Origin of the sequence: uncultured Sphingosinicella sp. (assembly GCF_963974575.1) — a bacterium.
Taxonomy (GTDB): domain Bacteria; phylum Pseudomonadota; class Alphaproteobacteria; order Sphingomonadales; family Sphingomonadaceae; genus Sphingosinicella.
Genome location: NZ_CAXBBQ010000005.1, coordinates 169,079 through 190,230 on the forward strand (window position 1 = coordinate 169,079; position 21,152 = coordinate 190,230).

Annotated in this window: 18 protein-coding genes and 1 pseudogene; 7 read left to right on the forward strand and 12 right to left on the reverse strand. The window is 61.3% G+C overall.

From position 1 onward, the window contains the following. Window positions 1-100: 100 nt before the first annotated feature. From AAC014_RS11070 to AAC014_RS11100, 7 genes and pseudogenes are all read right to left on the reverse strand, one after another. Window positions 101-475, reverse strand: a complete 375-nt coding sequence (locus AAC014_RS11070) for a DUF488 domain-containing protein (protein WP_339708381.1) — start codon at window positions 473-475, stop codon at window positions 101-103. Next, window positions 475-804: a hypothetical protein gene (locus AAC014_RS11075; RefSeq protein ID WP_339708384.1), complete on the reverse strand. Its 330-nt coding sequence runs from the start codon at window positions 802-804 to the stop codon at window positions 475-477. The genes AAC014_RS11070 and AAC014_RS11075 overlap by 1 nt, the downstream gene beginning before the upstream one ends. Continuing rightward, a complete protein-coding gene (locus AAC014_RS11080; RefSeq protein WP_339708386.1) occupies window positions 794-1,288 on the reverse strand; it encodes a redoxin domain-containing protein in 495 nt (164 codons plus the stop codon). The genes AAC014_RS11075 and AAC014_RS11080 overlap by 11 nt, the downstream gene beginning before the upstream one ends. A gap of 29 nt (window positions 1,289-1,317) precedes the next feature. Next, a pseudogene (locus AAC014_RS11085) lies at window positions 1,318-1,564 on the reverse strand (hypothetical protein). Window positions 1,565-1,601: 37 nt separating this feature from the next. Further along, window positions 1,602-2,774 (reverse strand): cystathionine gamma-synthase, encoded by a 1,173-nt coding sequence (gene metB, locus AAC014_RS11090; RefSeq protein WP_339708389.1) that lies wholly within the window; start codon window positions 2,772-2,774, stop codon window positions 1,602-1,604. Further along, window positions 2,767-4,485 (reverse strand): NADPH-dependent assimilatory sulfite reductase hemoprotein subunit, encoded by a 1,719-nt coding sequence (locus AAC014_RS11095; RefSeq protein ID WP_339708392.1) that lies wholly within the window; start codon window positions 4,483-4,485, stop codon window positions 2,767-2,769. Before AAC014_RS11095 ends, metB begins: the two co-directional genes overlap by 8 nt. Before the next feature lie 11 nt (window positions 4,486-4,496). Continuing rightward, window positions 4,497-6,293, reverse strand: a complete 1,797-nt coding sequence (locus AAC014_RS11100) for an assimilatory sulfite reductase (NADPH) flavoprotein subunit (RefSeq protein WP_339708395.1) — start codon at window positions 6,291-6,293, stop codon at window positions 4,497-4,499. Window positions 6,294-7,606: 1,313 nt separating this feature from the next. Here AAC014_RS11100 and AAC014_RS11105 point away from each other — a divergent pair. Then, complete coding sequence (locus tag AAC014_RS11105) at window positions 7,607-7,909, forward strand: rod shape-determining protein (protein WP_339708398.1); 303 nt, start codon at window positions 7,607-7,609, stop codon at window positions 7,907-7,909. A gap of 513 nt (window positions 7,910-8,422) precedes the next feature. Here AAC014_RS11105 and AAC014_RS11110 read toward each other — a convergent pair. After that, a complete protein-coding gene (locus tag AAC014_RS11110) occupies window positions 8,423-8,986 on the reverse strand; it encodes a hypothetical protein (RefSeq protein ID WP_339708401.1) in 564 nt (187 codons plus the stop codon). 982 nt (window positions 8,987-9,968) lie between these two features. Beyond that, window positions 9,969-11,201: an NnrS family protein gene (locus tag AAC014_RS11115; RefSeq protein WP_339708404.1), complete on the reverse strand. Its 1,233-nt coding sequence runs from the start codon at window positions 11,199-11,201 to the stop codon at window positions 9,969-9,971. 159 nt (window positions 11,202-11,360) lie between these two features. Here AAC014_RS11115 and AAC014_RS11120 point away from each other — a divergent pair, with 159 nt between their 5' ends. From AAC014_RS11120 to ctaD, 5 genes are all read left to right on the forward strand, one after another. Beyond that, window positions 11,361-13,652, forward strand: coding sequence for a nitric-oxide reductase large subunit (locus AAC014_RS11120; protein WP_339708407.1), 2,292 nt, complete (start codon window positions 11,361-11,363; stop codon window positions 13,650-13,652). A gap of 9 nt (window positions 13,653-13,661) precedes the next feature. Further along, on the forward strand, window positions 13,662-14,051 hold the full coding sequence (locus AAC014_RS11125) for a SirB2 family protein (protein WP_339708409.1): 390 nt from the start codon (window positions 13,662-13,664) through the stop codon (window positions 14,049-14,051). A gap of 20 nt (window positions 14,052-14,071) precedes the next feature. Then, window positions 14,072-14,347: a hypothetical protein gene (locus AAC014_RS11130; protein ID WP_339708412.1), complete on the forward strand. Its 276-nt coding sequence runs from the start codon at window positions 14,072-14,074 to the stop codon at window positions 14,345-14,347. 122 nt (window positions 14,348-14,469) lie between these two features. Beyond that, a complete protein-coding gene (locus AAC014_RS11135) occupies window positions 14,470-14,901 on the forward strand; it encodes a hypothetical protein (protein WP_339708415.1) in 432 nt (143 codons plus the stop codon). A 281-nt stretch (window positions 14,902-15,182) separates the two neighbouring features. Then, a complete protein-coding gene (gene ctaD / locus AAC014_RS11140) occupies window positions 15,183-16,814 on the forward strand; it encodes a cytochrome c oxidase subunit I (RefSeq protein ID WP_339708703.1) in 1,632 nt (543 codons plus the stop codon). 153 nt (window positions 16,815-16,967) lie between these two features. On the opposite strand, the gene AAC014_RS11145 is transcribed toward ctaD, so the two are convergent. The 3 genes from AAC014_RS11145 to AAC014_RS11155 form a co-directional block, all read right to left on the reverse strand. Further along, on the reverse strand, window positions 16,968-17,483 hold the full coding sequence (locus AAC014_RS11145; RefSeq protein WP_339708418.1) for a sigma-70 family RNA polymerase sigma factor: 516 nt from the start codon (window positions 17,481-17,483) through the stop codon (window positions 16,968-16,970). Then, the gene (locus AAC014_RS11150; protein WP_339708421.1) at window positions 17,480-17,968 is read right to left on the reverse strand and encodes a hypothetical protein; all 489 of its coding nucleotides are present in this window, start codon (window positions 17,966-17,968) and stop codon (window positions 17,480-17,482) included. The genes AAC014_RS11145 and AAC014_RS11150 overlap by 4 nt, the downstream gene beginning before the upstream one ends. A 224-nt stretch (window positions 17,969-18,192) precedes the next feature. Further along, window positions 18,193-19,113: a HEPN domain-containing protein gene (locus tag AAC014_RS11155; RefSeq protein ID WP_300533776.1), complete on the reverse strand. Its 921-nt coding sequence runs from the start codon at window positions 19,111-19,113 to the stop codon at window positions 18,193-18,195. Between the two features lie 559 nt (window positions 19,114-19,672). Here AAC014_RS11155 and AAC014_RS11160 point away from each other — a divergent pair. Continuing rightward, window positions 19,673-19,972, forward strand: coding sequence for a cupin domain-containing protein (locus tag AAC014_RS11160; RefSeq protein WP_339708705.1), 300 nt, complete (start codon window positions 19,673-19,675; stop codon window positions 19,970-19,972). The last annotated feature ends 1,180 nt before the right edge of the window (window positions 19,973-21,152 follow it).

Here is a 21,152-nt window from a genome sequence, read left to right on the forward strand (position 1 = left end):
CGCCGGGAGGCTAGGCAGCAGCAGTTCGCACATCGACCCTTGCGCTACGCGCCGCGCTCTGGCGCGTGGCCACGAAAAGGCGATGCGGTCGAAAGCCTGTTCAGGCATCGCGCTCGAAATGCAATCCTTGCCCGGCAAGAAACTCGGCGAGGACAACCGCCTGGTTCGCATGCGTATCTTGCGCTCCATAGAGCAGGGTGGTGTCACCGGCTTTGGCGATGCCGCGAAGGTGGTCGACCGCCTCGACGTTGGTCTTCAGCTCGGAACGGTACCGCCTCACAAACTCGCCGAACCGGGCTGGATCATGGCCGAACCATTCCCGCAGCTCCGCTGACGGTGCAATCTCCTTGAGCCAGAGATCGAGGGCGGCCGTTGCCTTGGACACACCTCTGGGCCAAAGCCGGTCGACCAGAACACGGAAGCCGTCACTTGGCAGCGCGGGCTCATAGATGCGCTTGACGCGCAGCGTGCTCATCACTTTTCTCCCGGCGGTCTGTGCCCGATCCACGCGGGCGGGTCGCTGGCGGGAAAGGACTCGATCGATGCTTCGTCGATGGCGTCGATGACAGTCCCGTTCGCGAGTAAGAGGCGGACCTGGCGGCAGATCTCGATGACGCAATCCGAATTGACGCTGCCTTTGCGAGCGGCTTGGTTTGGTGACAGGCGAGTGCGGAAGCGCTCATCGACGACTTCTTCTGCCAGCACTTTGAGCGGGCGATCTTCCGCGCGGTGGCGCTGCGCGATGTAGCGGACGGTGTCGGCCAGCTCGCCGGGATCGATCAGATCATTACAGTCATGTGTCATTGGACAGCTCCCGTTCTGCTAACAGAAAGGCGATATCGGCCCCGACGCGCATGTCATCCTCCGTCCCGAACGCGTGTTTGCGCAGGCGGCCACGGCGGTCGATCAGGATCAGCGTCGGCGTCCCCTGCATAGCATAAGCGGTCATGGTCCGGGGGATCGGACCCGACGGACCTGGAAGATCGACAGCGATGGGGAAGCTCAGCTGAAACTCCCGAATGAAGACGGTGAGGGCCAGTGGTGTCATCACGTCGTGATGCTCGAATACCGTATGGATGCCGATGACAGCCAGGTGGGCGGGATCGAAGGCGCGCGCGATGCGCTGAGCTTGCGGGATGCTGCTCCTGATGCAGCCCGGACACAGCATCTGGAAGGCGTGAAGGACGACCACCTTGCCGCGCAAGTCCTGGAGGGTAAGCGGTCTGGTGGCATTGAACCATTGGGCCACATGCCAGTCCGGGGCGGTCGAGGAGGCGGCACCGTCCATCGAGATCTCCTTCGTGCCTGCGCCCATCGCTAGGCAAGGCTGAACAGGGTTACCATTCCCCCGATCGCGATGCCGAAAATCATCACCATGACGCCGGCGATGCGCAGGATGTAGGTGATCGGCTCCTCATCGCTGTTCGCCGCGACGACCGTTGGGGCTGGCGGTGGGGGGGCGACCGATGAGGCGCCGGACGAACGCTTGGCGAAACGCCATCGAAAAGCCGGTGACGGCGAGGATGACGGCGAAGATATCGACTAAAAATACATATCCGGGCATCGTTGCTGCTCGTTCCTTTTCGTGCAGCCGGCGGCCATCAGCGGCGGCAGGGCGCAAGGCCCGCCTCCAGGCCGGCGAGCAGATCCTGTTCGGCCTCCAGACCAATCGAAAGCCGCAAGAGGCTGTCATTGATACCGGCCGTGGCGCGGGCCTCCTCGCCCATGTCCGCGTGGGTCATCGTCGCTGGATGGGCGACAAGGCTTTCGACGCCGCCGAGCGATTGCGCGAGCGTGAAGAACCGCACCGCGCTGATGAAATGGCGAACGGCGGGAACGCCGCCGTGCAGTTCGAAGCTCAGCATCGCGCCAAAACCGCGCTGCTGCCGCGAGGCAATGGCATGGCCCGGATGCGAGGGCAGGCCTGGATAGTGAACCTTCGCGACGGCGGGATGCTTCTCGAGGAAGTTCGCAACCGACATGGCATTGATCTGCTGCTGCTCCATGCGCGGGAAGAGCGTGCGCAGGCCCCGCAATGTCAGCCAGGCGTCGAACGGAGCGCCGGCACTCCCGACAACATTCGCCCAGTATCGCAATTGCTCGACCTGCGCGGGGTCGGCCGCCACGACCGCTCCGCCGATTACGTCCGAATGACCATTGAGATATTTGGTCGTGGAATGGATCACGTAGTCCGCACCGAGTTCGATCGGGCGCTGGATAGCGGGGGACAGGAAGGTATTGTCGACGGCGATCGCCGCTCCGGCTGTCCGCGCCTTGTGCGAGAGTGCGGCGATATCGACGACGCGCATCAAAGGATTGCTTGGAGACTCGATCAGGACGAGCGCGGGCACTTCCTCGAGCGCGGCTTCGAACGCGCCTATGTTGGATTGGTCGACGAACCGCACGCTGCAATGACCGAGATCCGCGCGCGCCTTGAGAAGCCGCATGGTGCCACCATAGCAATCATGCGGCGCGAGGATCAGATCGTCGGGGCGGTGCCGGCCGATAAGCAGGTCGAGTGCAGAGATGCCGCTCGACGTGATGACGGCGCCGGCCCCGCCTTCGAGCTTTGCAAGGGCATCGCCAAGCAATTCCCGGTTCGGGTTTCCGGCGCGCCCATAATCATAGATGCGCGGTTCGTCATATCCGGCGAACTCGTAGGTACTCGAGAGGTAGAGCGGCGGCGCTACGGCGCCGAATGCGGTATCGCGGGCCACGCCATGGGCGGCGGTGATGGTCTGCGGGTGGCGGAGGTCGTCTAAGGATTCAGTCATTGAAGAAGCGCCCTTCGGTTACTTGGCGGACAATGCCGGCGCGGATGGTGAAATCTCCGAAATGCTCGCCGGGCTGCCTCTCATGGGCATAGCGGGCGAGGACTTCGGCCAGCACCTCCAGGATTGTCGCTTCTCCGACATTCTCCCGAATCATGCGGTTCAGGCGTTCCCCATGGAAACCGCCGCCAAGATAGAGATTATACTTGCCTGGTGCCCGCCCTGTCAGTCCGATCTCGGAGATATAGGGCCGCGAGCAGCCGTTTGGGCAGCCACTCATGCGGATGGTGATCGGCTCGTCGGAAAGGCCGTGCTTGGCGAGGATCGCCTCGATCTTGTCGAGCAGCGATGGCAGATAACGCTCGCTTTCCGCCATCGCGAGGCCGCAGGTCGGCAAGGCGACGCAGGCGATCGCGTTGCGCCGCAGGATCGAATACTGATCGATGTCCGGAAAGTGCTCGGCCAGGATGGCATCGATCGCCGCCCGATCCTCTGCCCGGACGCCGGCGACGATGAGGTTCTGGTTGGCTGTCAGCCGGAAAGTCCCGCGATGGACGCGGGCGACATCCCTGAGCGCGTCGAGCAGCTTGAGATTGAGGCGTCCGTTCTCGATGATGAGTGTACAATGGTGGCGACCGTCAGGGGTTATGTTCCAGCCATAGTTGTCGCCGTTCGATGTGAACTTGAAGCCGCGCGCGCTTTCAAACGGCACGCCCATACGCCGCTCGATCTCGGCCTTGACCCAGTCGAGGCCCTTGTCGTCGATCGTATATTTGAAGCGCGCTCGCTGGCGGTCCTTGCGGTCGCCATAGTCGCGCTGGACGGCCATCACTGCATCGGCACAGGCGATGACGCGGTCGGCGGGCACGAATCCGATGACGGTAGCGAGCCGCGGATAGGTCTCGGGCGCTTGATCGGTGCGGCCCATGCCGCCGCCGATTGCCACGTTGAACCCGGCTATCCTCTCTTCGTCGGCAACCGCGATGAACCCGAGATCCTGGGCATAGACATCGATGTCGTTGGAGGGCGGCAATGCGAAGCCGATCTTGAATTTTCGGGGGAGGTAAGTGCGGCCGTAAAAGGGTTCTTCAGGCTCTGATGTGGCGACCCGCTCGCTGCCGTACCAGATCTCGTGATAGGCCCGGGTCTTGGGAATGACATGGTCGCTGACGCGCTTTGCCAGGGCCGCGACCTCGGCATGGAAGCGCGAGCTTTGCGGATCGACCGTACACATCACGCCGCGGCTATCGTCGCCGCACGCCGCGATGGTGTCGAGTAGCGTGTCGTGCAATCCTTTGATGACGGGGCGCAAGCTGTCCTTCAGGACCCAATGGAACTGAAAGGTCTGGCGGGTGGTGATGCGGAGCGTTTCGCCGCCGTGCGCACGTGCGAGCTCGTCGAGCTTCAACCATTGCGCGGGCGTGCAGACACCGCCGGGCAGTCGGACCCGGATCATGAACTGATAGGCCGGTTCGAGTTTCTGACGCCGGCGTTCGTCGCGCAGGTCGCGATCGTCCTGCTGGTAAATGCCGTGAAACTTCATCAGCTTCACATCATCGGCTGAGGGAACCGCACCGGTGATCTGGTCGAGCAAGCCATCGGCAATGGTACCGCGCAGATAGTCGCTGCGGTCCTTCATGCTCTCGTCCGGACCAAGCCGTTCGAGTGGCTGCGAAAGGTCGCGCGTTCGGTCGATGACGGTCGCGTCGGTCATTTCAGGTCCCTTCAATAGACATCGCGCTGGTAGCGATGGTCGGCTTGGAGAGAGCGGATATAGTCCTCCGCTGCCTCGCGTCCGGTATGCGCTTCACGTGCCACGATATTGATCAAGGCTTCGTGGACGTCCGGTGCGAGATTGGCGGCATCGCCGCAGACGTAGACATGCGCGCCTTCTTCCAGCCAGGCGAAGATGTCGCGGCTTTGCGCCTTCATCTGGTGCTGGATATAGACTTTGTCGGTGCGGTCGCGTGAGAAGGCGACGTCCATGCGCGTCAGCCTGCCGTCCTTGAGCCAATCCTGCCACTCGCTTTGATAGAGAAAATCGGTGCGAAAGTTCCGCTCGCCGAAGAACAGCCAGCTCCTGCCTGAAACGGCCTTCGCCTCGCGATCCTGCAAGAACGCCCGATAGGGCGCGACCCCGGTCCCGGCTCCGATCATCAGGATCGGGGCATCGGTTGCCGGGAGGCGAAAATGCTGGTTGCTCTGGATATAGACAGGCAGAATGGTGTCGATATCCGCACGGTCTGCAAGGAGGCCGGAGGCGACTCCGCTGCGCGGTGCACCGTGAAGGGTGTACCGAAGCGGCGCGACAGTGAGATGCGCTTCATCGGGCGCGGCGCTAAGGCTTGACGCCAAGGAATAAAGCCGTGGCTGGAGCGGTCTGAGCGCGGAGACGAAGCCTTGTGGCATGATGTCACGAACGGGAAAACGGCGGACGATGTCGATGAGGTGATGCGTACGCAGGAACACCGAGCGCTCGCCGGCGCGGTCCTCTTCCTGCAAATGTTTGAGCAACTCGACACCGCTGACGAGCGTCCAATAGTCGAGGAAGCGCGGCGTTGCTGCCGTGATCTCGAATCGATGCGTCAAAGCCTCGCCGAGGGTGCAGTGGCTGCCTTTGAGCTCGAGATCGGCCTCGGGCGCGAGCCCGAGAACGTCCAGCAGTTCGGCGACGACGGTAGGATCGTTCGGGGTCGCGATACCGAGCGCGTCGCCCGGTTCGTAGGTGAGCTGCGAGCCTGCCAGCGAGAATTCGATATGTCGGGTTTCCTTGGTGGAACCGCGGCCCACGATCGAGATGTTCTCGATGATCGCAGCCGGAAAAGGGTTGCGCTTGTCATAGTCCAGCGCGGGCGTGACGGTCGCAGCGCCGAGCAGGGGTGCGCTTGGTGTGCGATGGACCGCGATTTCTGTCGCAAGAGTGTCCGCGATCGACGCGATCCAGACCTCGGCAGGTTCTTCGTAATCTACATCGCAATCAACCCTGGGTACAAGGCGCGCAGCACCGAGTTCCTCAAAGCGGTGATCGATGCGTTTTCCAGCCTGGCAATAAAATTCATAGGTTGAATCGCCGAGCGCGAGCACCGCGAACCGTACCCCTTCGAGCTTCGGGGCTTTGCGGCCCTCGACAAATTCGAAGAAGCCGGTTGCCGGTTGTGGCGGATCGCCTTCGCCATAGGTGCTGACGATGACCAGCAGATCCTGCTCCTGAGCCAGCTGACGCACTTTATAGTTGGCCATGTCATGGAGGATGCAGCTCAGCCCTTTGTTCTGGACGGCAGCTGCGAGCATTTGGGCCAGTTCTGCGGCGTTGCCGGTTTCGGTGCCATAGAGAATGGTGAGCGCGCGCGACGCGGCAGACGACACCGGCTGCGGTTGCGGCGTCCACAATGCGGCGTCGAGGCCGGCGAAATAGCCACTGAGCCAGCGCACCTGCATCGGATCGAGTAGCCGGGTCAGTCCTTCGACCTGATGCCATTGTTCCAGGGTCAGAGGGTTCCCTGAAAGCTCAGATGCTGCCATGCGTTCGTTCCTCGGCGTTCCAGCTTCCCTTTCTGGCGTCGGTGTGATCGGGCGGATCGTCCCGAGACGCCGTCGTTTGAAGCGACTTTCGCAAAAAAGCCAGTGTGAGCAGCGATGGTATATAAGGCAAACGACTATTATTGGTATTTTAGCGCAAATATATTGTTGGAACGAACATTCCTGCTGACGGAATGCGCTATTGAATACCGCACCACGCGCCTGCCACGGCCCGCTAACATAGCCGTGCTAAGCCACAAATGTTTTGCGGTTGAACGGAAATAGCATGCGCTTGTCCGCTGATAAGCATGCGCAGTGTTTTGCATTGTAGACGCCGCCAGCGGCTTCGCGCGCAACTGCTCGTCGAGCTTGTCGCGAGGCCATCTTTCCCATGGGAAAAACTTTCCTACGATCTCGGGATGCACGTTTACCCGGTCCGCCTGATGCGTGAGCAGTTGTAGAATGCGCCAACCTTGCACCTGGACGAGGCGGATCGGCCGAGCGACCGCTCGTCCGACGAGAGGCCGTAGGACTATTATGGCGCCGTTCAATATTTGGAGGCATGATCCCAAGGATCTCCCAGTCGTACCACCGTCCACCCTTGCGATAATATCCTGCCCGTTGCTGGCTGAGACCGGCCGGGCCCGTGTCCTGCCTGCCAACCAATGCAGACAATGCAATCAGAGTTGGCATTGCATAGCCCATGATAGGCTCGTTTTCCTGGGGAGGTGCGCCACGCTCGGCATTTGACACCTGCGCAGAAAAAGCGCCTACGCCAAATCGTTCGAGGACGGTGTTCCGTGCGACGTGCCGTCGATCTGCTGCTTTCAGGCCGATGTTTATAACGGTGCATTGGTCGCAGCGGGCGCCAAGGCGCCGCCGATGGCGGACCGTACGCCTCGAAGCTTCGGCTAGGACGGACATTGCGTCGGGGCGCCCTGCAGGACCTTGATGCGTCGCGTGCCTTGCTAGGCCGCGCCGGTAAGTGCGTCGTAGGACGCGGGCGGACAAAGACTAAGTCGACGCTGATCGATGTTCCTGCCGATGCGGCGCACACCGAATGGCGCGCGCTCATGACCGCTGCGCGCGAAACGAACCAGGAGGCTGTTCAATTCGTAAGCGATCCCGTGGTTGCGGCGATCGGTGCGGGATTCTCATCATGGAGGCAATGGTCTGCATGCCGGTCGAGCGCGGGGCAGGTACACCGAGGCGGGGCGGATCTCCTTGGGCGGCGTGTGCGTCAGCCGGACGGTGTGGGACGGTGGCGCGACCCTTGACCAGGCCATTACCGATTTCCTGCTTCCCCTCATAAATTCTTGATCGGCGAGCAATCGGTAGAAAATCTCAAACACGAGCTCGCGACCGAGCCCGTGATGGGATCTGGCACGGACTGCGACATGACAATCCGCGGTCGCAGCGTTGAATTGGGACCGCCAATCGTCCTGACCCTACGGCGCAACGCCTTTGATGATGTACTGGTGAAGCATTTTACACTGGTCGTCGAAGCCGTCGTCGATACGTTGAACGTGACGCCACCCGAGCTCCGTCGCGACATCTTGGATCGCGGTATCGTCCTCAACAGCGGCAGTTCATCGTTCCGCTGCTTTCAAAGATATTGACCGAGGCTAACGGATCTGATGTCGTCGTGGCCGACGATCCCCGTTATTGTCTCGCGTGGCCTTCAGGAAATGCTGCCCGGCTGAGGTCGTATCTTGGGTGCCACGAACCGACACAGGCTATTTCAGGAGCGATGCGGCTGGTCGAGCGCACTTCAACCCTTCGGTACCTGGCGCTGAGGGCGCTTTGGTGAGATTAGCGCGCTGGGTCGGTCTACCAGGAGTGGAACTTGCAGCAGTGACCGCACCCAACTTCGTTCTGATAGTCTCGTATGAGCGGGTAGATGGACAATGCCAGAACCGCTACCTCCGCTATGCGCGAGGACTGCTCCAGATCAATCCCGCTATGAGCGCGAGAGTGACGGCGGCCGTCATCCACCAAAGACGCTTGGCAGGCCGGGTGAGCGCGAACGTTACAGCGTAGAGCATGGCGATGGCCAAGACGACAACCCATCCCAGGACCTCATCAAGGGTGAAGGGCCACCAGAGAAACTGTGTTCTGGTATCGGGCATGGCTCATCTACCCTCTAACGATACCCTGCCGCAGGCCAATTCATGGAGTCGCGTGACCATTGTTACCATGATACGCCGCACCGAAACCGGAGCGCCGAGCCGCGGATCGCACCACAGGTCGGCATAGAGGTCCGCATAGGCGCGGAAAAAGGCGGATTGGTCGCGAATGCAGGACTGATTTTCGGCTTCGATCAGCGCGTCGACGGTACGCACTGCCGCGGCTACCGGCAAGCCGGAACCCGGCAGATCCGCCATAACGGCGCGGCGTTGGGCTTCAACCGCAAAGCTCGAAAGGCTGGCCTCAAAGACCTGGATCAAATCTTCTCTCAGGCTCGCTCCGTCAAGCTGACCCGCTCGCCGGAAGGCGAGTGCAAGCAACTGGTCATCGACCAGGGGCGACAATTCCAGCCGTTCTATCCTGCTTAGACCATCGTCCTCTATGCGCTTTGCGATCAGGATGCCCGAAGGCAGGCGCAGCACATCGTGCGCGCGCCGCGCCGCCCGGTCGATCAAGTCGACCAAAAGGCCAGGCTGACACACGGTATCACTCGACAATTTCTTCTCCATTGGATGGACTCAACCCGACGATTCACGCCGCTGCCCGCGGAGCGGAGTCCTCTTCATCCCGGGCAGGTGAGGCTAATCCGCGCTGGGTCGTGAAAAGGCACAAGGACCCTCTCGTCCGCAGTCTGCGCCTTGTTACGATGCGCCTCGCCTTTCGCGGGCGCCACGTTTTCTCGATCGCTCTTGGGCATGCTCCCGGCGGCGTTCGCCGCCGCCTCCATCGACCTATGGGAAGGGTGATGACCCCGAGCCCTGTAATGGGCTCGGGGAGGCTAGCCTCGGAGCTGGCGGCCTGCGTGGTGCGTCAAGCGCCCAATGGACACGACATTAGACATATCACCACTCAAGATGGACTAAATGGGATCGATGTCAATCCATCGCCCTGATCTTGACTAACCCTGCTGGAATAACGATCTTCTTGTTATGAGCAGTTTTTCTTCCCGACGCTCTCGTGAGCTTCACCCCGGCAGCATCGTCGCGGGCTCCTGAGCCCCGGCCGGTGCCGGCCTTCGCTGGCACGACCGGGGCCACTCCTGTCCTTGATATAAGCCGCCGACTGCTCGTTCCGCTCAACCGACCTGCAGCCGCCGGCACAGACTGGAGGTTAGAATGTCGGACTCCTTTGTGGAAGCCAATCGTCGCGTTGTAGGCATCGCGATCCGCTGCCGCGGAGGCTATAAGTTTAATGCGTCAGAACCTGAATTTCGCGCGCTCGAGAAGCAGACGTTCCGCCGCGCGAAGAGCCTAGACCACAGCGTCGGGGAGTTTGCCCGTAAGCTGTTGAAAGCGGGCGGCCCAGTAATGCCCACACTCAACTAGAGCGATTTTCGGCCACTTTGAAGCGCTGTGTGTTGATTGAACTGCCGATTGACATTCTTAGGGCGGAGAGAAGTTCGAACTTTTTTCTCGAAGGGACCTGTTGAGATCGCCGCGCGTGCAATTGCGGCCGGAATAACGACCAGACTATTCTTGCATCAACTCACGCTCACAGCTTCTCGTCCAGTCTCGGAGCGAACAGCTTGGTGCCGTAGGCAAGAAGAAACAGAATGAAGGCACCGCCCCAGAAGGCGCCGGCGACCGCCATGCCGATGTTGGACTCGAAAAAGCCGAGCGATGCGGCCACGCGCAGCAGCGCACCGAGGGTAACGAAGACATAGACGAAAACCGTGGCGGCATCGGCCTTCAGCGCGCGGCCGGTGTGGCCAAGCGTTGCGCGGGTCATGACGGCAAGGATCATCGTCGCCATCGCTCCGGCCGTCAGCGCATGAAGCGCGGCAGTTCGAGGAACGGCGATGTCGAGGATACTCCAGCCGAGCAGGAGCAAGCCGACCGGCACCCACAGATAGCCGCCGTGGAGAACCAGAACTATTGGGTCGGGCAGCGTCCGCCATCCGCGCCACCGCGCCAGGCGAACAAGTTGCAGCGCGCCGGCAGCGCACAATGCGGCGCCTGTGGCCATCGCACTGGGTGCAAGCACCCAACCAAGCAGCGCCAGCGTTGTCAGTGCGATTACGACCTGGTCGAACCGGCCGGGCTGCGTCGGGAGGCCATTTCCCATGCCTTGCTTCGTCATCCAATTGCGGGTGAAGGAGGGAATGATGCGACCGCCGATCAATGAGATGATCAGCACGACCAGGGCGATACCGGCGCGGAAACCCGCTTCGCCGTCGAGGATCAGCCCGGAGACTGCCGCGTAGTCCGCCGCGTCGGCGAGACCGAAGAGCATGACCATCGCGACCACCGGCAGGTTGCGGTTCTTGGCGGCGATCACCTCGCGACCCGCGATCAGCGCAAAGACGACGTAGAAGCCGACGTCGAGCACGGCCGCGAGGGCGAGTCCGACCGTCTGTGACCACAGCAGGGCGAGCCGTCCGGCGAGCCACGAGGCAAACAATGTTGCAAGCGGCCAACCGGCGATGGGCAGCCGGCCGGTCCAGTTTGGAATTGCCGTCAACAGAAAGCCGGCGATAATCGCGCCGACGAAGCCGAACAGCATCTCGTGCCGGTGCCATGACAAGGCGTCGAAGGCGCTTGGCAGTTCAAGGCCGCCAAGAAACGCGAAAAGCCACAAGGCCAAAGCAATTACCGCCCACAGCGGTCCGCCAAAAAAGAACGGCCGAAAGCCGCCCCTCAGAAACGGCGGGGCTGCCGCCATGCGCGACTTTCGCATCGCCAACATTCGTTCGCCTCGCGTCATGATTTCATTGCTTTCAGTCATCGCCGTATCTTTCAAACGGAAAACCATGACGATGTTTTTGGCATTGTTTTCTTTGATTCACCAGCAATGCTCGTTACAAGTGCGTTGTTAGAGGCGAGAAAAGTCTCGCCGGTGCAATGAATTGAGGAAAATTCGCAGCCCAACAGGAGTCGCCTCCCGATGACAAGCACCCGCAAGCTCTGGACAGCGTTGATTACGCTTCTTCTCGTCTCTTTCGGCGTTCTGCTCTGGGTCGGCTACGACATCAGCCTCAAGGATCCGCCGGTTCCTGAGCGGGTGGTTACGCAAAGCGGGCAGCCCGTCTACACCCGCGCGGACATCCAGCGCGGGCGACAGGTCTGGCAGTCGATGGGCGGTATGCAACTCGGCTCGATCTGGGGCCACGGCGGCTATGTCGCGCCCGACTGGTCGGCCGACTGGCTGCACCGCGAATCGATGGCGTTGCTGGGCGGCTGGGCGGACGGCGACTATGCCAGCCTGAATACCGAGCAGCAGTCGGCACTTCAGCAGCGCCTGCGAACGCAGATGCGCGCCAACACCTACGATCCGGCCACCGACACGATCACGATCAGCGACGAGCGGGCGGCGGCGATCGCGGAGGTGTCGGATCATTACGAAAGCCTGTTTGGCGACGATCTGGCGATGGCGGAGCTGCGCGAGAACTACGCGATGAAAAACAACACGGTGCCCGATCCGGAGCACCGCGAGAAGTTGTCCGCATTCTTCTGGTGGACCGCCTGGGCAGCCACGACCGAGCGGCCGGGACACGAGATCACCTATACAAACAACTGGCCGCACGAGCCCCTGGTCGGCAATCGGCCGCCGGCGAGCACATTCATCTGGTCCGCCTTCAGCGTCACCTTCCTGCTCGCGGGCATCGGCCTGCTCGGCTGGCATCACGCGGTCACGCACGGTCGTAGGGAGCGCGAGCACGACCTGCCCGCGAGCGACCCGTTGCGCAAGGTGGTGGTGACGCCGTCGATGAAGGCGACCGCCAAGTATTTCTGGGTGCTGCTGGCGCTTTTTCTCGTACAGATCCTGTTCGGCGCGATGACCGCGCACTACCAGGTCGAGGGACAGCTGGTGTATGGATATGAGGCGGTCGAAATTCTGCCCTATTCGATCACCCGCACCTGGCACACGCAGCTCGCGGTGCTGTGGATCGCCGTCGCCTGGCTTGGCACCGGGCTCTACATCGCCCCGGCGATCTCCGGCTACGAGCCGAAATTCCAGGCACTCGGAGTCAATGTCCTGTGGGGCTGCCTGCTGATCATCGTGGTCGGCTCGTTCGCCGGCCAATGGCTCGCGATCATGCAGAAGCTAGGACTGGAGAACAACTTCTGGTTCGGTCACCAGGGCTGGGAATACGCGGACATGGGGCGCTTCTGGCAATGGTTCCTGTTCGTCGGCCTGATGCTTTGGCTATTCCTCGTCGGCCGCGCATTGATGCCCGCGCTGCGCGAGAACTCGGAAGCCAAACACATCACCATGCTGTTCTTCCTTTCCGCGGTCGCGATCGGCCTGTTTTTCGGCGCGGCGCTCCTGTGGAATGAGCACACCTCGCTATCGATGGTCGAATATTGGCGCTGGTGGTTGGTGCACTTGTGGGTGGAGGGCTTTTTCGAGGTCTTCGCCACCGCAGTGATCGCCTTCCTGTTCACCCGCCTTGGGCTGATCCCGATCAGGATCGCGACCGTGGCCGTACTGTTCGCGACGATCATCTTCATGGCGGGCGGCGTGCTTGGCACGCTGCACCATCTCTACTTCGCCGGCACGTCGATGGCGGTGCTGGCGCTCGGCGCAAGCTTTTCGGCGCTCGAAGTGGTGCCGCTCGCCTATATCGGCTTCGAGGCCTATGAGCACTGGAAACTCTCCAGCGCGACGCCGTGGATGCAGCGTTACAAGTGGCCGGTGATGTTCTTCCTTGCGGTGTCGTTCTGGAATCTGGTCGGCGCAGGGCTGTTCGGCTTCCTCATCAATCCGCCCCTATCGCTCTACTATATGCAAGGTCTCAACCTGACGCCGCTGCATGGCCATACTGCGTTGTTCGGCGTCTACGGCATGCTCGGCATCGGCCTGGTGCTGTTTTGCCTGCGGGGCATGAAGCCGGAACTCAGGTGGGACGAACGGCCGCTGAAGATCGCCTTCTGGTGCTTCAACGTCGGCCTCGCGCTCATGGCGCTGCTGACGCTGCTGCCGATGGGCACACTGCAACTCCTCGCTGCGATCAACGAGGGCTATTGGTATGCCCGCTCGGCCGAGTTCATGCAGCGGCCGATTGTCGACCTGCTGGTGTGGATGCGCGTGCCCGGCGACACGATTTTCTCCATCGGCGCGCTCGTACTCACCTGGTTCGTCGCCAGCCTGTGGCTGCGCCCTCGGCGCGAGCCCCATGAGGTGCCGACATCGAGTGACGAGGCGGAAGCGACCCGCGCGGCCCGCGCCGCCTGACCGCCATTGATGGAGGCGTTCTACCTCGAGATACGGCAGGTCCATATTACCGCGGTGCTGACGAGCGGCGCGCTTCTGCTGCTGCGCGGGCTGGCGCTCAATCTGTTCGGCGCACGCTGGGCGCTGGCCGCCCCTTTTCGTTATTTTTCCTGGACCGTGGATACGGTGCTGCTGACCGCCGCACTCATGCTGACGACGATCATCCGGCAGTATCCGTTCGCCGACGGATGGCTGACGGTAAAGGTGCTGTTGCTCGCCCCCTATATCCTGCTCGGTTCTTACGCGCTCCGGGGTCAAAACCGAAGGACCAGGCTGCTGTCACTCGCCGGTGCCGCGCTGGTCTTCGGGTATATCTATTGGGTTGCGAGAACCCATCATCCGCTCGGTTTTCTTGTTTGACTGATTCAAAGGCCACAGACGTGGCTTCGCGCGACGGCGCCAAGCACCGTAACGAGCGAAAGCGCGAACAGAACGCGGTGCAGCCGTTCGATGCGCGCGAAAAGCTGGGACGAACCAAGCGCCGGCTACCCAACCCCCGGCTGCTCGCTTTCAACGAGACCGGCATCGCCTTCCGCTACAAGGGCTACAAGCGCGAAGGCCCGGAGCATCAGCGGGTCATGAACCTGAACGCGACGAGTTCCATCACATTTGTCGGTATAGCCTGCTTGCCGGTTCTCCCCGCCGGGGCAACCTAGCGTTTGCACGCAAGTTGGTCGACGTTGCTCCCGAGCCCGCATCGATAACACCGCCAAACCCGACGATTATCGCCCCCATGTCCTTGCGGCGACGGACGCATCGTCTTCGTCAAAGCGCTAGAATGCTGGTAATAGCCGCGCGCGCCGCCATCGACGACGACAATCGCGACGGTCCTCGCGTGACCCGGCAAGACCTGCTGGTGCTGGTGCGCACCACGCCCGTCACGCAGGCACTTGCGCCCGAAGATCATGTCCAGATCGACTGGGGCGATGATTTTGCCGCGAGCTACCAGGCGGCCTTTCCCGATCAGCCCAACGCTGTGCTCTCGATCTGCACGGCCGGCTGGCGCTTGATTGTATTCTGGCGACCGGCGGCAGCGGTATTTCCGCCGGGGTTTCACCGGCCCTGTCTTGAGGAGCGACGCCTTGCGCGCTATCCGGGCAATCTGGAATACTCCTGTTCCGCCTATGTCGTCCATTCGGCCAAGGCGGATGCAGGCGTCATGGACCGAATTCGCGGTGGGCTGCGCGCTGCCGCCGCGATCTCGGCATAACGCAGGTTCGAAACGCATGGTGCAATCGAACCTCCGCAGCTGCTGCTGCCAGTCCAGCTGAAAATGTCCTCCATGAAGCCTGCAAAATGTTTGCTGTATACCAGCGAAAAGATGATCTTTGTCGGGCGCGGTGCGGGTGTTACGCCGCAGCCGGAAGACGATCCGCGAAACTGAAATGAAGCTGGCCGACTTGCCCATATGGGCGGACGGTTTTGTTCGCACGCGCAGTTGTCATCCGGCTGACCGTGGAGGTGATGATGGTCGATACCGCAGGGGTGAACATGCCGCGTGATCTCGCAGGCGAAGCGCGCGGACATGGCGAGAAGCCAGCCTTCCTTACGCGCTGGTTCCTGTCGACCAATCATAAGGACATAGGCACGCTGTATCTGATCTTCGCGATCGTCGCTGGTGCGTTCGGCGCCGCCCTTTCGGGTATGATGCGCCTCGAGCTCGCCGCGCCGGGCATCCAGTATCTGCCGCTGTGGGCAGGCGGTGAGGATTATTCCGCGGCGCTCCACCTGTGGAACGTGCTCGTCACCGCGCACGGCCTCATCATGATCTTCTTCGCGATCATGCCTGCGATGATCGGCGGGTTCGGCAACTGGTTCGTGCCGATCATGATCGGAGCGCCGGACATGGCGTTCCCGCGCATGAACAACATCTCGTTCTGGCTGCTGGTGCCCGCCTTCCTGCTGTTTATCGGCTCGGCGTTCGTGCCGGGCGGCGCCGGCAACGGAGCGGGGACGGGTTGGACGCTCTACGCGCCGCTTTCCACCACCGGCTCACCGGGCCCTGCCGTCGACATGGTGATCCTCTCAATGCATCTTGCGGGCATCTCGTCGATCCTCGGTGCGATCAACTTCATCACGACCATCCTCAACATGCGCGCGCCGGGCATGACGCTGCACAAGATGCCGTTGTTTTGCTGGTCGATGCTGGTGACAGCCTTCATGCTGCTGTTCGCGCTCCCGGTGCTTGCGGGCGCGATCACCATGCTGCTTACAGACCGTAACTTCGGCACAACGTTCTTCGATCCGACGGGCGGCGGTGATCCCATACTCTATCAGCACCTGTTCTGGTTCTTCGGGCACCCGGAAGTCTACATTATGATCCTTCCCGGCTTCGGCATCATCAGCCAGGTCACGGCGACGTTTAGCCGCAAGCCGGTGTTTGGTTACCTCGGCATGGCCTATGCGATGGTCGCGATCGGCCTCATCGGCTTCATCGTATGGGCGCACCACATGTTCACCGTCGGTCTTTCAATCAACACCAAGCTCTATTTTTCGCTTGCTTCGATGATCATCGCGGTGCCCACCGGCATCAAGGTCTTCTCGTGGATCGCTACTATGTGGGGCGGCTCGTTGACGTTCAGAACGCCACTTCTCTGGGCGATCGGCTTCATCATCATGTTTACCATCGGCGGCGTCACCGGCGTGGTGCTTGCCAACGGCGGCGTCGACGACCTGCTGCAGGATACGTATTATGTGATCGCGCATTTCCACTACGTGCTGTCGCTGGGCGCGGTCTTCGCGCTGTTCGCGGCATTCTACTACTGGTGGCCGAAGATGACGGGACGGATGTATTCTGAAACACTCGGTAAGCTGCACTTCTGGGTCTTCTTCATCGGCGTGAACGTGCTGTTCTTCCCGATGCATTTCCTCGGCCAGGACGGCATGCCGCGCCGCTACCCGGATTATCCGGATGCGTTCGCATACTGGAACCACATCGCGTCGCTCGGCTACGTCATCATGGCCCTCGGCATGGTTTTCTTCTTCGCCAACATTCTGTGGTCGTCCCTGCGCGGACCCAAAGCCGCCAGCAATCCGTGGGGTGAAGGCGCGACAACGCTGGAATGGACACTGTCGAGTCCTCCACCCTACCACCAGTTCGAAACGCTACCGCTTATCGATTGAAACGCCTGCCGGTGCGACGTTCTCGCCGAAGCGCTAGCGGAACCCGAAGGCGGAGCCGGAATCGCATTCCGGCTCATTTTCTCTATGAAAACAAGGCATTGCGAGGAGTTTGAAAACCAAACTGCCCCCGGAAAGGCCCCTGCCAAAGTGTGACTACCCAGCCACACTCCAGCCTGTCAATGCTCGGCGAATCCGCGCCAACGCCAAAGTCATGTGATGTTGCACGCCCTTGTCGCCGATGCCGAGCTGTTTCGCAATCTCCGTGTAGGTCATGCGCCTCATCCGGTGCATCATGAAAACGCGCCGGGTTCTGCGCGACATGGCGCGGAGCGCGCGTCCATAAGCCCGCCGCAAGTCGGCCTCCTCGATTCGCCACGTCTGCTCAGGGCAGACGGGGGCATCACAGCCTTCGTCGAAGGGAAAGATGACGGCTTGCGACTGCTTGTCCCGGCGCGCGCGATCGATCAGCAGATTGCGGGCGGAGCGGGTGAGGTAGGCCTGTGGATTGTCCATCCGCTCGAAAGCCCCGCTGCGCAGCAGGCGCGCGAACGTCTCCTGCACAAGATCGGGCGCATCATCGCGCCCGACCCTCGTCCTGAAGTAACGCAACAGTCGCGCTTGCTCGGCCCGATAGAAGGCCGCGAACGCGGCGGTCGAATCGCGCGTCATGGCCGTGCTCCCCGGCGTTCACGCGCAAAGAGCGGTTCATCGCGCGAGGCGCGGTACAGCGTGATGCCTGCCTCGACACGGTCGAGGATGAACGTATCCCGTTCGGCCCGGGCGGTGCGAATGTCCGACTTGGCGTAGATTTGAAGATCGACCGCGCAGCGATCGCCGAGTTCGCGGTCAATGGCGGCGCGAGCGCGGCGCCAGCAGCGGTCGTCGGTGAACAGCGGGTGGTTGACGACGATCCAGAGTTCGTAGTCGGAAAAGGCAAGCGTGTGCCGGTCTTCGTACCAGGAGCGCCGCGCATAGGGGCCAATCAGGATGATCCGCTTGATCTGGCCCGGCTCTGGCGCCTGCACCTGTTCGGGGTCGAAGCAGCCGCGCACGATGCGCGCGATCCGTTCGACCTCGCTCTGCTTGCGGCGGATGAGATGGCCGACGCGCGCCATCACGACCTCGCGCGCGTAAACGTCGATAGGGGGAGTCATATGCAGCTCGCACACCAGCGGTCCGCGCGTTCATGCGCGGATGTGCAAGCGGTGTCCGCTGCGTGCCGCCGATGCGGCTTACAGCAACTGCCCGACCATATTGGCCGAGCCTGCATGATGCCTGGCAGGGTTATCCCGGAGATGGCCGCCAGTCATTCCATCCCGTGGCAGGGAATATGCCAGAATCCGGGCTGTTCGGCAAGTTGCCGGGGTAGGGCCGGTGCTTATTTCTTTGCGGCCGCTTCCAATTCGGCGATGCGTTCCGAGCAAACCTGATGAACAACGCGCCCAAGCTCTTCGACACGCGCGCCGAGCCAAGTCAGCTCTTCATCACTGATCTTGTAATGCTTGGAGTAGCGGGCCTTGGTGTAGGCTTCCTTCAGTTTCTGAAACATAGCGCGGTCGCGGCGGTTATCTTCGGGCCAAATCCCGAACAGGCGTCGGTCCAGACCTTCCGCGAGCGACCGTAGGAAGGCGATATTGTGGTTGTAGGGCGTGTAGTATGTCACTGTGAGTAACAGGCACGAATATAGCCGTTCTGTAGCTTGATGCAGCAGAAAGGCTGCTTCTTTGGGGCGTTTTTGTTTCGCCAACTCTCTCGATGTGTTCAGCCAAACAACGGCGCCGGGATAATACTCTTCAAAATATTCCCTAGCCGTCCCGAGTGCCTGTTCGGGCGTCTTGGGCTTAGGTGTCGCTAGTTCTCGTCCATCGGCTTCATAAAGCGCGACACCGTCCTTGGCGACTTCCATGAAAAAAACGCGGCCATGCGCCAGACCGTCGTTCACCTCATGCAGCGAGTGGACGATGAAATTGACCGGCGTGCGCAGCGTCTTCTCGATCGTATAGGCCCGGATCAGCCGTTCCTCGGCCTTCGCCCAATAGGCGGCGCGGTCGGTCAGCTCCTTCTGGCTGACGATGATGAGGATGTCGTAGTCGGACTTGTACTGGTTCGCCGACAGCGGCGCATCGACCCAATCGCCGCGCGCATGGCTACCGAACAGAATGATTTTAAGGATGCGCGCGCCCTTGCGCCGTCCGACCGCGTTCTCGGTGGCCTCACGAAACTCCTCGAAAATGATCTCAACGATGCGCTCAAGCTCGCGCTGCTTCGCGGCAGGAAGATGATCAACGTCGGTGCGCATGGCTGGGATTCTTCGCCATTCTCAATGTTTTGGCAAGCGCTATCGATAAAGTCCCGAGCACGTGGCGGTGGCTGCGGCCTTCTTGAAGAGGTCCACAGTCAAGCGCTGCCTGTGTCCATCGATTAGAGGGCCATTTTTGCGGCGGAGGCCGGGCTGTTGGCGTCCAGCTGCACCTCTTTCGCGAGTTCGACGCACTGTCAGCGAGGCATTGCTGGCGGTCATACCCCTCTGCCGCCGACGGCGCGCGCTACCCTTCGGATCGCTAGCCAAACATCGCAGCGCTCCGAGTGCACTCCGCGGCATCCTCATTGTCTGACCGCAACCGAGACGCAGGCGGCGTCAGGATGCACTTGGCGGAGATCAAACTGGACGACATGGAAATGGATTCAAGCCTGATGGCATGGACAGGACAAATCCGATAAGCTGGCTTCAGCGGGTGGCCGTTGGACAGGAGCATACTGGAATGAGGGGCTTCGTTGACAATATCGAAAAGCTAACGGAAGAGAACGACGATTTCCGGCGCGTGCTTTACACGGGCCGCAATCTCCAGCTTGTGCTTATGGCCATTCAGCCGGGCGATGAGATTGGGGAAGAGGTCCACGATGATCGTGACCAGTTCTTCCGCGTCGAAGGGGGCGAAGGGGAAATCTGGATCGATGGCGCGTGCCACAAGGTCAAGGCGGACGATGGCATCATCGTCCCCCAGGGAGCCAGGCATAACGTGATAAGCACCGGTGACGAACCGCTTCGGCTTTATACGATCTATGGGCCGGCCGAGCATGTCGACGGTACGGTTCACAAGACATGCGCCGACGCGAATGCCGATCATGAACATTTCGATGGTCGCACGACAGAGTAAGCTTGTCTAAAGAAAGACGGTCGATGGCGAGGCGAGGACAGCATCGCGCGCAACAACGCTTCATGAGCATTTGCGTTGGCGCTCTGGATAGTCCCGCGACCACCGCAGAAATAAAAAGCAGGGCGCGCGTTTTGCAAGCGGGGCGGCTGTCATCGCCGACAGGAACCGCGGCCACTCCGACGCCGTCGGCCATGCCTGCTACCCGGATTGCCTGGAGGGTGTCCGACTCTCCTTTCTCGTTGGCGAGGCAGCGACGAAATGCGGGGATATGATTTTCGCGTGAGACATCCTGAAGGTTCAGCGGGATTTGCCGAACCATCGGTTCGGCAATGCCGGGGATCAGCCGGTCATTGGGCGCGATGTTCTCGTCCATCGCCTCCCCCCAGCCTCGTAGATCAGGCGTGCCAGGAACTTGAGATACGCTAGATGGGCAACCGCAACTGGTTTCGGTCGACCTCCTGCGCAGCTTCCATGCGCCGCACCACACTCTCGGCCAGCGCTCGCGCAGCGTCTTGACGGGCCGCGTCGCTGTGCGTTGCTATCCCAATGCGGGCGCCGAGAGGGGCGGTCAACAGGAGTGATGCAAGTTGGCTGGGGTCGAGTCGAGGCATGAACGGAGGAGAATATGAAGTGAACAGTTTGGCAAGACTGACTGTATGCCTAGGGTACGCAGAGGGGGGCGGTGATGTTTGGCGAAAAGCCGGCACTGGGCTATCATGTCTTGTCGACTCCGTGTATTTGCGAGCTGGGATCGTCTGACAGCCGAATAAGCTGCCGCTTGAGTTCAAGCAGGAGCAGCTACCATGGAAGCAACCCTTGAGTATTATCGAAGGCGCGAGGCCGATAGCCGCGCCATGGCACGAGGCGCGATAAGTCCCGCCATCAGACACATCCATGACCAACTTGCTGAATTCTACGCACAAAAGGCCGCCGCTATAACGCTGGCCGCCCCGCCACATGTCGCCGGTCCTGTTAAAGCGACCGACGACATGGCGCGCGAAGGGCTGGGGCGCGCGCGAGTATCGTTAACGTCGGATAGCCAAATAAGGTCCGCAGCTCGTCTCAGCGCTGTTCGATAAAAGCAGGTGAGAGCGGAAGAAAAAACGGCCTGACCGGACCCCCCGGCGATCCTCAACGGCTCCCTCGGTCCGAGTGGCCCGGTCGCTAACGGGGGGCTTCT